Raw genomic sequence first — 13,429 nt, 5'->3', positions numbered from 1 at the left:
CTGCTCGAATTTATCGATCTCTACTTAGGCGATTCCCAAGATAAGGTTGATGCAATAGGTGGTAACGATTTAGACGAACGCCTAGACTCAAAGATTAAGGCAAGTGTAGAGAAGTACTTAGTTAAAAATAATAAAAATCACAGTGATTCTACTAATGAAACGATAAGAGCTATTTGCGAAAGACTTGATAAGCTTGAATCAGAGTTTTCAAATGAATCTAATAGCAACCAAACCACAGTAATTGATAATCTCGCCAATTTAGAACAAAAAATTGAAAAGATGACAGCCCGAATGACACAGTTGGCTGAGGCGATCATTAAAATTCAAGACTATCTCAACAACCAACAAAAGCGGGGCCAAAAATCGTACTACAACAATTCATCCTATCCTGGGCAAAGTCCGCGAATGCAACCGTTAACTGAAGAAGGTTTGGCTAAGAGGCTTGGTGTAAGTGAAGAAAGTGTACGCAAGGAGCGAATTAATCTTCCCCCACCGCTTTTTGTAGCATGGTGTAAGGGGAAGGATAGAGCAGGGTTGGGGTGGGAATTTAACGAAAATACGGGATTATATCAGTCGGCAAGTTAGTATTTTTATTAATTTCAACTTGTAGCGGCGAATGTGCGCTCTGCTGTTGCCAATTTTAATTTTTTAAAATGTGATTATTTCACAACCTGACAGCAATTCGTCATAAACAGTTAGTTGTTGTGTTTTTAAGTGATTTGGTAGTGAATCATCATCAAAGGTCAAAGTAACAATATGAGTATTTTTGAGACTAAGAGATGATTTGCTGATATCGGTTATTGCCGCACTCATACCGCTTCGAGTCCCAATCAAATACCTTACTGATTGGCCGATCTTTAACTGTGCTGCTGGAATAGCCATAAATGTTAAAAGTGTACTTCAAGAGTAGTCTGGTTGGATGCGACCGTTGTTCTCATTTTGGGCATGGGTTTTATTATTGGAGCAGAACTGCGTCAATTGCTGAATCAATCAACTCAATTGCGGTAGTTTCATAGTGATAAGTATTAAAGCGAAACTTACCTACAAGTTCGGGCTGTTTTGACGGACGATAACCATACTTGGATTCATACATTTGTAGTGCAAGACTACCAATAGTAGTCATCTGTCCTTGTGTTGCAGTCAGTTGGCGTTGTTGTAGCCTAGAAGCAACAGTAACAGTAGGGGAAGATGTTGTCGTACAAGTGGTTTTTCTGGTGTTGCTCAAACTCTGCCAGATTTCACTAAGTTGCTCAACAGGTGAAATGAGCAGATTGGTTAGTCCAGTAAAACGCTGGGCGGGTTTATCAGTAGCGACAGCAGTTTTCAATGCTTCATGCTGTCCAACTGCGATGAATGTACCCATTGCGCGAGTCATAGTCGTGTAGAGCAGCTGACGGGTTAACATCCGGTAATTAGCCCTGACCAATGGGAAAATCACATAAGGAAATTGGCTACCTTGACTCTTGTGGCAAGTTATACAAAACGAGTGCATAATTTGCTCGAAGTCTCCAGGATAATAATTAACAACTGCACCGCCCTCCCAAGAAATCGTAACCAAAAATTTTTCCGGCTCCACAGCAATAACCTGGCCGATCTCGCCATTCATCACAGGCGGGACAGTTTCATAACGGTTTTTCAGTTGGATTACGCGATCGCCCGCACGGTAGACAACCGACCCAGAGACAACTTGTGGTTCATCTTCTTGTTTTGGGTTAAAGATGGGGGCAAGAAGCTGATTGAGATTGTGAACTCCACAGTCTCCTTGTTTTTGGGGCGCTAAGATTATTAGTTGTTGATTTAAATCAACACCTGACTGGCCAATAGCTTTAACCAACTCAACGATGGCTTGGGAGGTGGCTTGGGGCGAGTCTTTTTGAATCATTGCACAGTCACCGACATCCATCCAACCAGAAACTTGATTAAAATTGTGCAGTGTAGGGACTATGCCAGAATTGACATCATTAGCAGCATAAATAATCGGGCTTTCGTGCCGTTGGCGATAAATCGTCTGTAAGAAAGTTGTTGGCACGAGTTCAGAAACAATTAAATCTCGCAAGACCATTCCTGCGCCAATACTGGGCAATTGATCAAAGTCCCCTACCAGTACAATTCTGGTTTTTTTGTCCAAGGCTTTGAGTAGCGAATTGAACAGAAATATATCAACCATTGAAAATTCATCAACGATTAGACAATCAAGATTTAGAGGATTATCCTCGTTATGAAGAAAAACCGCATTGTTTCCCTGCCATTGCAATAAACGGTGAATAGTAGTTGCTTCAATGCCTGTAGCATCTTTCATCCGGTTAGCAGCTTTCCCTGTTGGAGCGGCAAGTGCGATTGCTTTATTAGTATGCATGAACCATTCAACCAAGGTTTTCAGTACATAAGTTTTCCCTCGACCAGGGCCACCAGTAATAATGCTAATTGGATGTTTGGCTGCCATCATCAAGGCGCTGATTTGTTCATCACTTAAACGTGAAAGTTGGCGATAGTCAGTAGTTTGGAATTGGGCTAACCAGTGTTCTAAATGTTCAGTGGGGTGAGTTGGTTGGTCAAGGAGAGCAAGAATTTTCAAAGTCACAGAAAGTTCAGCCCGATAAGCAGCTTTGAGATAAACACTATTACCAACATCACCCGAAACTAAAGTCCCCTTTCCGAGTAACTGTTGAATGATTGTATTTAAAAATTGAACATCGGGCGTATGCTGTGGTGAAGAAAGCAAGGAAGTGGCAATACTTACTAATTGCTCAAAGGGTAAAAAACAATTCCCTTCACGCAAGCCGGATTTTAAAACATGGATTAAAGCTGAAATATAACGAGTATCGCTGTATAGCGGGATACCAAGAGATATGGCTAACTCATCAGCAGTCTTAAAACCGATGCCGTCAATATCATCAATTAATCTGTAAGGGTTGTTTTGCAGAATATATGAAGTTTTGTGTCCGTAATAGTCACAAATTTTCAAAGCTAACTTCAATGAAGTTCCCACAGCCAAAAGTTGGGTAATCACTCCAAAGTTCGGATTCTTTTTACTCTCTGACCAAGCTTTGGTAATACCATCAATCCGATATTGAGTTAGCCCGGGAACAGTGTAAAGTTTTTCGGGGTTGTTATCTAATATCGATAAAGTCTCACTTCCAAAGCAATTGACCAAAGTTTGAGCAGTTTTCTTGCCAATCCCACGAAATAGTCCACTTTCTAAATACGCCTCGATTTCCGGCAACATCAGAATCGGAAATTTTTCGACTTGAAGGAGCCTGATCATGAGTCAAAGAGTAGTTGAGAGATTCTGTTATTCTACAAGGGTAGCTCTAAAGCTAACTCATCGTCTCAAATCGAAAATCCAATTGGCTTACGAACTCTAAAGAATCTTCTTGGGCGATGAAAGCTGTTCATGGGCTAGATCCTAAAATAGATGTGAAGAAATGTTTCTGTTAACGTCATCAAATTTAGCTTCAATACAAAGTTTAGTCATCTGCTAAGTTAATGGCAGTCAAGCGATGGCGTACCCGCCCGCCAAGTGTGCGATCGCCTGTTGCATTGCAAATACTTAACCCTCCCAAATATAACGATGATTGATTAAAAATCAAGAGACGGAAGTACGGATTAAAATCGTACTTTTATCTATTTCTTTGTCATTGCTGTTTGTGAGATAGTGTAAGCAATTCTCAGTTCGCAGTTAAGCATGGTAGTTTTGGTAAGAATAGATCGGGTATTGTGTGGGAAATTAACGAAAATAGGTAATTATGTCATCTGGGAAGTTAGTCAGGAGTATCCAAATGTTTTTTCAAAGTGTAGGGGCAATCAGGAGTTTTGATTCCACTGGCGTAAGGTAATTTATAGGATGCCCAAATTTGCCACCGCAAAACATCAACTCCAATAGTTGAACTACCGAATTGTACTCGACAGTCTTTGTCTGGGTTTTGTATAAGATTTTTGATTATGGTATTTACCGCTTCTATCTTGAGATTATTCGGTATGCCCATTAGTAGTTTTGTAAGCCACTGTTTGATTTGTGGTGAGTGTAGCCAGTCTTTGATTTGGTCATCAGTAGGGGTTAGGCGATTGGCTAATTGCGTTGGATTTTCTTCATCTTTATTAACTTGAGTTTTTGGTTGGAATAGTTGCTGAAAATGAGCATTTGTGTTGGACATAAAAAAGATTGGTTAAAAGAGAATATCTCTATTATAGATAAATTTGATAAACCCGATAATAGCTAATGTCTTTTAGAAAAACATTAAGATAAATAAATATAAAAGTTCGCTCGATATTCCCAAAGTAAATTATAAAGATTTGACCAAGTAATTATGTTATAAATATTAAATAAGTTCCTTATGCAAGTATCAAATAAATACTATGCACCCAATAGAGTTTAAGAAGAAATGGAAATTAAGTTATCGAGAGCTTGCTCTGGTTTTGGGGTACGAAAGCGAATACACGACCCGGAACTGGAATATGCCAGGAGAACATAAACGGAATCCTCAGAATGTTGTTCGCGTAGCTTGTCGTCTTTTAGATGAAAAGTGGGAAAGGGAAGGAAAAGCGCTCGATTCTTATCTTTAACCAGTTTTTTGTCGCCGCTAATATTTTTTAAAATGACACTCCCCCGCCACGAAAAAAGCGGGTATTTTTATATGTAGTTAGAAGTTCCAAGAAGTTCTAAGCACTAATGGAAACAAGGGGGTTGTCCTGCCAGCATGAAGAACTAACAAGATTAGAAGTTGCGTCTTTGCTGACGCCAAAAGTATCTGCAAGGCAACTACAAGCCTATTTGAATATAGCTCGTAAGTACTTGCCGGAGTTCAAGAAATTCACCAATGAAAAGACAGGTGGATTAGATGGTTACGCCAAGCTATACGAGTGCCACATCGCAGTACTTCAAGAGATTCGCTCACTAGCTAGAGAGCATACTTTAGCTGATGTAGAAAGCGAGTTTCGACAAAGAGCATCGAAAACCCGAAAAAATTAAAAATAGGAAAGATTTCAAATAGGATTTAGACTCTATCTGAAAATTTCGGTTGTCCGTAAATAGTTTTCCAATGGTTTTTATCTAGTCAAAAAACATGAAGAAAGGAGCGATTATCTTGGCATCTAATAATAAATTTCAACCCCAAGTCAGAACACAATCTCAAATTGTAGCGAAAGCGATAGGTAGATTAGGGCGTAAATATCAGCATCATATTTATGCTGTAGGTGTGACTTTAATAGTTGCAGGTCAAACAATGCCAGCCCATGCGTTTGGACTATTTGACCCAACACAAATTGCATTGACGTGTATGTTTGGAACAGCAGGTGCTACAGGGAATGCGTCCATCAACGCCTTACCCGCAGTAATAAACGCTGCAATAACAGTGATGTTATTCGTTTATTTCGTAGCGTCTGGGGTGAAGGTGGCTAATGCACTGGGAGACGGGCAAGAAGTAACGCAGATGGTACAACAACCTATAGGCATATTTTTTGTGACTTTGGTGTTATTCATCGCCCAGAACATTCTTTTTGCTGGTGTCACAGCAGCTTGTTAATTAAAAGGGAACAGGGAACAGGGAACAGGGAACACACTTAATGAACGTCTTTTTAAAAGAGCAGGGGAAGAAAATGTTTTCCAGCCTTCCCAGTCCTCCTTTTTGGTCACTCCTTTCTCATCCTTAATTCTGTTCCCTATTGCCCGTTCTCTATCCCCTATTTTATGAAACAACAACCACAAATCAAACAAGTTAATCAATCTTTAGGTCAAAATGCAACAATTGGGATTTTGACGGGTTTTCAGTTTGCGATTTCTTTAGTTTCGTTTGGAGTAGGTTTTTTCATAGCTTTCTTATTTGGCATAGGAATGATATGGAGCATATTAATAGGTGTTTGGGTAAGTGCTACAGCTTTAGTTTTATCAGGGAAACGACCTTATTTATTTTGGTCTAGAGTGTTTCCAGGTGTTCCAGTATGGTCTAGAGGATACGTCAGATACTCTTCTCCTCAAAATAAGAAAAGAGCAGGCTCTAAAAAGATTCCCAAATCATGGTGAAAATTAAGAATTCCTCAAATGTCAAAAAAGTATCGGCTTTTGAAGATTTTTTGGATTTGACTACAATAATTAGATTAAAAAAAGGCAGCTATACTATTGGTGCATATTTGTTAAGTAAAAAGCAAGTAAGTGAGACGAATAATACTTTGCAGCTAGTATTTGGATATAGCTGCACAGGGTTTCATCCGTTGTTTAATTCGGACGAACAAGTAGAAGCGATAGCGAAAGCTTTTGAGAATGGTTGCAAAGAAATTCCCCAGGGAGAAAAATTTACTTTTCGTTGGTCTTCTTTATGTGATGAATCAGAAGTATTTGAAGCATATCGAGAGAGATTGACTCATCCAGTATCTCGTGAAAGTGAGTTTCTGGATTGGGGGCAAGTAGCGAGAATGCAAGAACTGTCGCGGCGACGGCAGCGTAAAAATATAAAATTGAACATTTATACAACTTTCACTATTAAACCAGGAGGGACAGAAGGAGGCGATGCTATAGATAGAGCGATAGTGAAGCTAGCGAATTTTTTACAGCGTCGGTTTACACCAACGGGAGCAACTGAACTGACAAAGAAAAATTTAATCCAGATTCTAGAAAAAGCAATAAATGTATCATTGAGACATCAACAGATATTATCTGAAATGAAATTATTGCCATCACCGAAAACAGAAAAGGAGCTATGGAATGATTTAAGTTATTGCCTGGGAGCGAAAAGTGTAAAACTGCCGCATACATTAGTATTTGATGATTCGGGATTGAGGGAAGAAATTAACGAAGCGCCACCATTAAAATCACAATATATTGACCAATTACACGCGACTTCAGTGCTTTTAAACAATGGAATTCCCTACGCTGATAGGCAATGGGTATGCCTAGCAAGTAAAAATAAAGAGAAAAAATATGTAGGAGTGATGACCCTGGCTCAAAAACCAGAAGCATTTGCTTCTACTAGGGATCAGGTGCGCTTTTTATGGAATGTGTTTTCGCGTGAAGTGATTTATGATGTTGAAATCATCACAGAAATCAGCCCAGCTGATCAAAAACTGACTAGGCTAACTCAACAATTAATAACTAGGCGTTCGCGTCATGCGGAAATAAGTGCCAGCAAAAAAACTATCGACGTAGCATCACAGATTAATACTGAATGGTCGGTAAATGCACAAAAGCAGTTATACACAGGTGATGTACCAGAAAATCTAGCATTAATTGTTCTTGTATACCGCAACTCCTTAGAAGAAATTGATGATGCTTGCAGACTGATTTCAGGTTATATAAACCAGCCAACGGAGTTAATACGGGAAACCCAGTATGCATGGTCTATCTGGTTAGATACTTTACTGATAAAACAAAAACCACAATTAACAAGCCCTTACAACAGACGGACAACATTTTTCACGAGCGAGATAATCGGATTAACGCCAGTAATACAGAATATGAAAGCCGATGAAAAAGGCTTTGAATTGATTGCGGATGAAGCGCACTGACCAGTTTGGATAGATTTCGCAAAAACGAAGAATGTAATGATTATTGGTACTACAGGGAGTGGGAAATCAGTATTAGTATCGTCAATTATTGCGGAGTGCTTGGCAAAAGATATGTCAATATTAATTATCGATCTGCCAAACGATGACGGTTCAGGAACATTTGGAGATTTTACGCCATACTACAACGGATTCTACTTTGATATCTCCAGACAATCAAATAATATTGTTCAGCCGCTAGATTTATCAAAAATCCCATTAGAACAAAGAGAGGACAGGGTAAAAGCACATCGCAATGATGTAAATCTAATAGTGTTGCAGTTGGTTTTAGGTTCACAGCAGTTTGACGGGTTCCTTGCTCAAACAATAGAATCGTTGATACCTTTAGGGACAAAAGCTTTTTACGAGAATGCAGATATAGAGCGACGTTTTGAGTTGGCACACTCAGCAGGAATCGGAACTCCAGAGTGGGATAACACGCCGACTCTAGTTGATATGGAACAGTTTTTCAAAGCCGATTGTATTGATTTAGGTTATGAGGATGAGAATGTTGAGAAGGCGCTCAATTATATACGCTTACGACTACAGTACTGGCAGGCAAGCTCAATAGGAAATGCGATTTGTAAACCTTCAACTTTCCAAACAGACAGTAAGCTAATTACGTTTGCATTAACGAATCTGCAATCGGATAGAGAAGCAGAGGTGTTCGGGATGTCGGCGTATATTGCGGCATCGAGACAATCACTATCCTCGACAAACAGTATGTTTTTCATGGATGAGGCGAGCGTATTGTTACGGTTCCCCTCATTATCTCGCTTGGTAGGTCGTAAGTGTGCTACGGCTCGTAAATCAGGATGTCGTATTGCTCTAGCTGCTCAAGATGTGATTTCGATTGCCAAATCTTCAGCAGGGGAACAAATATTACAAAATATGCCTTGTCGATTAATCGGGCGAATTGTCCCAGGGGCAGCGAGAAGTTTTTCGGAATTGCTTGGTATACCGAGAGAAATTATAGATGTAAATGAAACTTTTATGCCAAACATCCAACAGCTATATACGTTATGGCTGTTGGACTACAACAACAAATATATAAGATGCCGTTATTATCCTTCATCCCCGCTTTTGGCTTTGGTTGTCAATGGTAGAGAGGAACAAGAATCACGAGATAAGTTTAAAAAAAAATACAATGATAAGTTCACTTGGGTGGCAGAATTTTCTAAGTATTATGTTGAGTGCATTAAGCAAGGGAAACCATTATGAAAATTGTTACATCAGCACTTCAAAACAAGATTTTACTGGCAATATTGGCAGGTGTAGGATCAATTGGGAGTTTTCAAGTATGGCAATACAACCAAGCGAAATATGAGAAACTGATTGCTGTTAAAGAAAATAATTGTAAAGTGTACATAGAAATGGCAGAGGATTCAGTGAAACGTAGCCCCAGCTTGAGAAATTTTAAATACAACAATGTAGTGAATCAAGAAATAAAACAACCCGGAATAAATTCTGAATCCGAAGTAGACAGGAGATATATTTTGCTTTATAACAAGCCTGTTTCTACCCTTCCCGCAAATGCTCTTGTTTATGAGAATGGGTTTTTTAAAACTTTATTATCAAAGGGTAATTATCCCCCAGAGTCCTTGCTGGTTGACGCAGTTTCTTTTGATTTGAAAAATCGACAAGCAACTGTTAGTTCCGATTGTGCAAAGAAACCTTTTGTAGTTAACTTGGAGAATTTATATGAAACAGTTCAACCAGTGGATATTGATATCAGGGGTAGTAATTCAGATTTGTTTTTCTAGTATGACAGTAGATGCAGCCAATGCCGATAACAACAATTTAAATAAATCTATTTTGAGTCAGTTTCAAGAAATTTACAACAGTTTGCAAGTTTCGATAAACAACTATCAAAAAGAATTTACTAAAGCAGTAGGGAAGCTAGAAGCGGAATTAAATCAGGCAATTCAATCTAGTGTAGGGGATTTAGGTGTCCCCGACCCCTTGAAAGCTGGAAAGAATATAGAGAAAGTTTTTGAAAAGCTAGATACTGAGCTACTTGAATTAGATCCTAAAACTCAAGCTCAGGATGCTATTAGAGAATGGGATCAGCAATATACCCGTGGTCAATCTCAATCAATTTTGGGTAACGAAGGACAACGGGTACAAGCTCAAGAAGCAGAAATAACTAATGACGCAATAGGGCAATCTTCGGATAACGCTAATGCTGCACAACAGGATGTTATTACTCAAGACATTTTAAAAAAGATGGCTGTTCAAAATTTCCAAACGGCAGTAGTTAGCAAATCAATTCATGCAGAAGCTCAAAAGCAATCACGTTCATTAGCTGCTGCAAATATTAATCTTGCCGATATTTCTGGGCGCATGGATGAGCAAGCAAGACTTGAGCAGCAAGAATCTAATGCAGCCGCGAGACAAATATTACAATCTGCTGCTGCACTAGATTCTTACTGGAAAAATCAATAAAGAGGCGAATGGGGAAGGTGGGGCCCCCTATGGGATAAGGGGCGGGGGGAAAGAAAAAGAATTGAAGTTAAAACTTTTCCCCATACGATGCAAAGCAAGTATTTTTAAATATAAAGAATCTTAAAAGAAGATAATACTCGCCACGTAATGCGATTTCAGCGTAGAACCACTCTTATTTCCTTATTTTTAAATATGTATGTATGGGGCTTCTTCCCCCATTTTCCCTTCCCCTTTTTGATAAAAATAGCTGATTAAATAAAATGCTTTTAACTATCATTTTTGCTCAATCAACAGGTCAGCAGCCTGGACAAAACACAGGTGTTACTATATCAGGTGAAATAGTTGACGGAGCTATAAACGGGGCAGATATAATTTACCAATCTTTTGAAAATGATTGGGCAGAGCTAGCATCTGGCACAAGTTCTATTTATACATCTGTTGTGGCTGTATCGATGTTGGTTGCAGTAGTTTTAGTAAGTTTTGCCTCCTTGGGCTGGTACAGAAAATTTGCTGAATCAGGTTTTTCTTATAATTTTGTAAGTGAGATGGTTTTTCCGTTGTTAGTAATTGTAATGCTGACTAACAATGGTTTTTTATTGGCTAATACCACAATTGCTCTCAAGGATGTATCGGCTAATCTAAACAGGAGTATCCTAAGTATTACTAGAAACGGTGTAAGACTGAAAGATGCTATCAGGAATGTGAACGCAGATCAAAGTTTCATCTTAGCTACCCAAACAGCTTTGGCTAGATGTGAAAAGCTTAAAGATTCTGAGATAGATAGTGATGGTAAAATAACAAGTCCTAGACAAATCTGCATCAAAGCAAAAATAGAAGATGCTCAACGAGAAGCACAATTAGCGAGAAAAAAAAGGGGAATGAGTTCAGGTTCGGGAAGCTGGAACCCTTTGGATATTGGTGGTGAACTTGTCAATAGTGCAATTCAAGGTCTTGTTTATGTGATCCTGAGTGGTTTATCCGCAGGTTTCCAATATATAGTGCAATTATCCTTTTTGTTAGTTGCTTACGTTGCACCTATATTCTTGGTATTGTCTTTGCTACCTTTTGAAAGCAAGCCCCTTTATGCGTGGTTGTCCGGTTGGCTAGGTTTGACACTAATACTAATTTCATACTCGATAATAGTAGGTATAGTTGCGAGTGCGATAGTTGACAAACCTTCAAGCAATCCATTGTTGATGCAACTAATACAAGCAATTTTTTCGCCATTACTTGCAGTAGCCATTGGTACAGGAGGGGGAATGTCAGTATTCACAGCTTTTACTAGTGGAATTAAATTCTCTGTGGGATTAAGAAAATGAGGCTACTAGAAAAAAAAGAATTAAATTTCACGCCAATATTTTTGATAGGGAATGCAGTATTACTGAGCCTAGTACTGTTAATAGAAATAATAAATTTTGGGAGAGTGGGAACTATAGCCAACTCGAAAGCACCAACATTAGTAGAATTAAATGATGGAGAATCTATAAGAGTTAGGGCGATACATAGTGAGTCGAGATCGGCTCAAGCCATCAGGTATTTTGTTGGGCAAACAATGACAGGGTTACTGAGTTGGAATACATTGCCAAAAGTGACTGGTGACTACGATGCAGACCCTACTAAAAAATTAAAGCTTGATGCGGGTGTGCAAACAGGGAATAGCAAAATTACAACGAATGTATGGGCTACAGGATTTGCGTTATCAGAAGATTTCCGTGCTGAGTTTCTGAAAGAAATAGGAAACCTTACACCACCAGATGTATTTAATGGTACGACTCAATCAATTTTAAAAATCAGTTTACTTAGCGAACCTAAAAAAGTAAAACCAGGTAAGTTTCAAGTAGATATGGTAGGGGAGGTAATAGTTTTTCAGGGTAATAATCTGGTTGGAGAACCAATAGGGTTTAACAAAAGTGTTTTTGTGAGAGTGATAGACACACCGACATTGCCGCAGATTTCATCTGAGTTTCAGCAAACAGCTTATCGTGTCCGCAAAGCAGGTTTAGAAATATATAAAATTCAAGATTTGAATTTATGACACAAACGCAAGAATCACCAGCAGTAAATAAAAGAAACGTTCACCAAGAAGAAGAGTCAGCAGAACTTTTAGCAAAAGAGCAGTCAGACACAGCGAACCCAGGTTCTTTGGATAATAAAGATAAAGATTTCGCTGCGATGAATGGGGTAAGTATTCAGCTTGAATCCTTAGCCGATACAGAAGCTCCTGAACCAGAAGAAATCACAACTACTCGTACAATCCCACAAAACCCACTTTTAAAGATGGCTGTGATCGGTGGGATAATACTTGTTTTTATAATGATTGTTGGCGGACTAATTAATGGTTCTATGAATGCCCTGAACTTTTCTCCTACAAAAATAGAATCACCAAAAATAAATCTTGAAACAATAGAAGAACCAGTCAAAGATGAGACAGGACAAAATAAAACAGCTTTAGCTTTGACTAGCCAGAATGTGGAATTTAAGAAAATCCGCGATCAAAAAGCACAAGCAGAAGCAGAAGCAACACCAACACCTAGTCCTACATTCACACCTGTTCCGGTAGCTCCACCACCACCAACAAGAACAATACCTCAGCGTACACAACCAGTAACAGTTTCTAGAAATCCTTCTCCACCGAGAATTAATACACCGACTACACGCTCATTAGCAGTTTCTCAACCTCAACCTCAACCAAAACAAGTAGCACGAGTAATCCCCAATGCAAGTTCGGCTGTAAAAACTCAACAATTAGATCCGATGCAACAATGGCTTGCTGTTGCAAATGCTGGTAGTTTCAGTAGTTCAGTCAACTCTGATGATGAACAATTAAACCCCAGTGGGATAAAAGGGGGAATAGGGTCAAGTACAGAAATTAAAAATCAAACTACTGCACAAACAACTGATTATAATACAAAGCGTATTTTAGTTGGTAGTACTACAGAAGGACGGCTAGAGACACCAATATTTTGGGGGACTAGTGATGATATCGGTCAAAATTACCTGATTAAGATATCCCTTCCATTGAAAGCATCAGATGGTAGTGAAGTGTTACCCACGGGATCTTATCTGGTAGCTCAATTGACGAATTCAAATGGCTTAGGATTTGCCCAATTGCGTGGAGTTTCAGTTTTAATTAATTCTGATGGGAACACCCAAGAAAAGAAACTGCCAGAAAATGCTGTTTTAATCATGTCTAAAAACGGCAGTTTTCTAAAAGCTGAATCTCGCAAAGGTAGTAATTTAGGAGGTGATTTGATGTCGGCCGTAATTGCCGGGGTTGCCAAGGCTGCTGAGATCCAGAATCGCCCAACAAGTCAGACCAACATTCAGTAAATCGCAAAGTTTTCCCAAGGAGCGATCGCTAACTTTGACCTGCGTAGATTGGAGTAACAAAAGCTACCATTAATATAATTAAAATTTATATAAAATAGAAAGCGGTAAAAAAATGAAATTA

The 13,429-nt window shown here is 38.9% G+C and carries 15 protein-coding genes and 1 pseudogene; 13 read left to right on the top strand and 3 right to left on the bottom strand.

What is annotated here, in order from left to right; genetic code table 11:
* Positions 1–585: hypothetical protein (locus H6G96_RS42030; protein WP_242063608.1), on the top strand; the 585-nt coding region annotated here is incomplete at its 5' end.
* A gap of 63 nt (positions 586–648) precedes the next feature.
* Here the strand turns inward: H6G96_RS42030 and H6G96_RS38340 are convergent.
* The 3 genes from H6G96_RS38340 to H6G96_RS38330 form a co-directional block, all read right to left on the bottom strand.
* Positions 649–882 (bottom strand): hypothetical protein, encoded by a 234-nt coding sequence (locus H6G96_RS38340; protein ID WP_190919590.1) that lies wholly within the window; start codon positions 880–882, stop codon positions 649–651.
* A gap of 73 nt (positions 883–955) precedes the next feature.
* On the bottom strand, positions 956–3,265 hold the full coding sequence (locus H6G96_RS38335; protein WP_190919588.1) for an ATP-dependent RecD-like DNA helicase: 2,310 nt from the start codon (positions 3,263–3,265) through the stop codon (positions 956–958).
* Positions 3,266–3,761: 496 nt separating this feature from the next.
* Entirely contained in the window at positions 3,762–4,154 is a 393-nt protein-coding gene (locus H6G96_RS38330; protein ID WP_190919586.1) for a hypothetical protein, read from the bottom strand.
* 202 nt (positions 4,155–4,356) lie between these two features.
* On the opposite strand from H6G96_RS38330, the gene H6G96_RS38325 reads away from it, so the two are divergent.
* The 12 genes and pseudogenes from H6G96_RS38325 (at position 4,357) to H6G96_RS38280 (ending at position 13,308) form a co-directional block, all read left to right on the top strand.
* Entirely contained in the window at positions 4,357–4,563 is a 207-nt protein-coding gene (locus tag H6G96_RS38325; protein ID WP_190919584.1) for a hypothetical protein, read from the top strand.
* Between the two features lie 166 nt (positions 4,564–4,729).
* Positions 4,730–4,969 (top strand): hypothetical protein, encoded by a 240-nt coding sequence (locus H6G96_RS38320; protein WP_242063607.1) that lies wholly within the window; start codon positions 4,730–4,732, stop codon positions 4,967–4,969.
* 115 nt (positions 4,970–5,084) lie between these two features.
* The gene (locus tag H6G96_RS38315; RefSeq protein WP_199349914.1) at positions 5,085–5,522 is read left to right on the top strand and encodes a hypothetical protein; all 438 of its coding nucleotides are present in this window, start codon (positions 5,085–5,087) and stop codon (positions 5,520–5,522) included.
* Positions 5,523–5,686: 164 nt separating this feature from the next.
* Complete coding sequence (locus tag H6G96_RS38310) at positions 5,687–6,019, top strand: hypothetical protein (RefSeq protein WP_190919580.1); 333 nt, start codon at positions 5,687–5,689, stop codon at positions 6,017–6,019.
* On the top strand, positions 6,013–7,497 hold the full coding sequence (locus H6G96_RS42025; RefSeq protein WP_242063606.1) for a hypothetical protein: 1,485 nt from the start codon (positions 6,013–6,015) through the stop codon (positions 7,495–7,497). Before H6G96_RS38310 ends, H6G96_RS42025 begins: the two co-directional genes overlap by 7 nt.
* A 36-nt stretch (positions 7,498–7,533) precedes the next feature.
* Positions 7,534–7,584, top strand: a pseudogene (locus H6G96_RS42020) (hypothetical protein); the annotation flags it as partial.
* A 24-nt stretch (positions 7,585–7,608) separates the two neighbouring features.
* On the top strand, positions 7,609–8,754 hold the full coding sequence (locus H6G96_RS42015; RefSeq protein WP_242063609.1) for a TraG/TraD/VirD4 family protein: 1,146 nt from the start codon (positions 7,609–7,611) through the stop codon (positions 8,752–8,754).
* Positions 8,751–9,296 (top strand): hypothetical protein, encoded by a 546-nt coding sequence (locus tag H6G96_RS38300; protein WP_190919578.1) that lies wholly within the window; start codon positions 8,751–8,753, stop codon positions 9,294–9,296. Before H6G96_RS42015 ends, H6G96_RS38300 begins: the two co-directional genes overlap by 4 nt.
* A complete protein-coding gene (locus H6G96_RS38295; RefSeq protein WP_190919576.1) occupies positions 9,235–9,978 on the top strand; it encodes a hypothetical protein in 744 nt (247 codons plus the stop codon). Before H6G96_RS38300 ends, H6G96_RS38295 begins: the two co-directional genes overlap by 62 nt.
* Positions 9,979–10,238: 260 nt before the next feature.
* A complete protein-coding gene (locus H6G96_RS38290; protein ID WP_190919574.1) occupies positions 10,239–11,297 on the top strand; it encodes a hypothetical protein in 1,059 nt (352 codons plus the stop codon).
* A complete protein-coding gene (locus H6G96_RS38285; RefSeq protein WP_190919572.1) occupies positions 11,294–12,013 on the top strand; it encodes a hypothetical protein in 720 nt (239 codons plus the stop codon). Before H6G96_RS38290 ends, H6G96_RS38285 begins: the two co-directional genes overlap by 4 nt.
* On the top strand, positions 12,010–13,308 hold the full coding sequence (locus H6G96_RS38280; RefSeq protein WP_190919569.1) for a hypothetical protein: 1,299 nt from the start codon (positions 12,010–12,012) through the stop codon (positions 13,306–13,308). The genes H6G96_RS38285 and H6G96_RS38280 overlap by 4 nt, the downstream gene beginning before the upstream one ends.
* The last annotated feature ends 121 nt before the right edge of the window (positions 13,309–13,429 follow it).

Source organism: Nostoc sp. FACHB-892, assembly GCF_014698795.1.
Classification (GTDB): domain Bacteria; phylum Cyanobacteriota; class Cyanobacteriia; order Cyanobacteriales; family Nostocaceae; genus Nostoc.
Note: the sequence above shows the minus strand (reverse complement) of the source record. Positions and strands in the feature narration are given on the sequence as shown.

Bases quoted from the DNA above. Each gene is read 5' to 3' on its own strand.
- H6G96_RS38340 (WP_190919590.1), bottom strand. From the start codon at position 882: ATGGCTATTCCAGCAGCACAGTTAAAGATCGGCCAATCAGTAAGGTAT.
- H6G96_RS38335 (WP_190919588.1), bottom strand. From the start codon at position 3,265: ATGATCAGGCTCCTTCAAGTCGAAAAATTTCCGATTCTGATGTTGCCG.
- H6G96_RS38330 (WP_190919586.1), bottom strand. From the start codon at position 4,154: ATGTCCAACACAAATGCTCATTTTCAGCAACTATTCCAACCAAAAACT.
- H6G96_RS38325 (WP_190919584.1), top strand. From the start codon at position 4,357: ATGCACCCAATAGAGTTTAAGAAGAAATGGAAATTAAGTTATCGAGAG.
- H6G96_RS38310 (WP_190919580.1), top strand. From the start codon at position 5,687: ATGAAACAACAACCACAAATCAAACAAGTTAATCAATCTTTAGGTCAA.
- H6G96_RS42025 (WP_242063606.1), top strand. From the start codon at position 6,013: ATGGTGAAAATTAAGAATTCCTCAAATGTCAAAAAAGTATCGGCTTTT.
- H6G96_RS42015 (WP_242063609.1), top strand. From the start codon at position 7,609: ATGTCAATATTAATTATCGATCTGCCAAACGATGACGGTTCAGGAACA.
- H6G96_RS38300 (WP_190919578.1), top strand. From the start codon at position 8,751: ATGAAAATTGTTACATCAGCACTTCAAAACAAGATTTTACTGGCAATA.
- H6G96_RS38295 (WP_190919576.1), top strand. From the start codon at position 9,235: ATGAAACAGTTCAACCAGTGGATATTGATATCAGGGGTAGTAATTCAG.
- H6G96_RS38290 (WP_190919574.1), top strand. From the start codon at position 10,239: ATGCTTTTAACTATCATTTTTGCTCAATCAACAGGTCAGCAGCCTGGA.
- H6G96_RS38285 (WP_190919572.1), top strand. From the start codon at position 11,294: ATGAGGCTACTAGAAAAAAAAGAATTAAATTTCACGCCAATATTTTTG.
- H6G96_RS38280 (WP_190919569.1), top strand. From the start codon at position 12,010: ATGACACAAACGCAAGAATCACCAGCAGTAAATAAAAGAAACGTTCAC.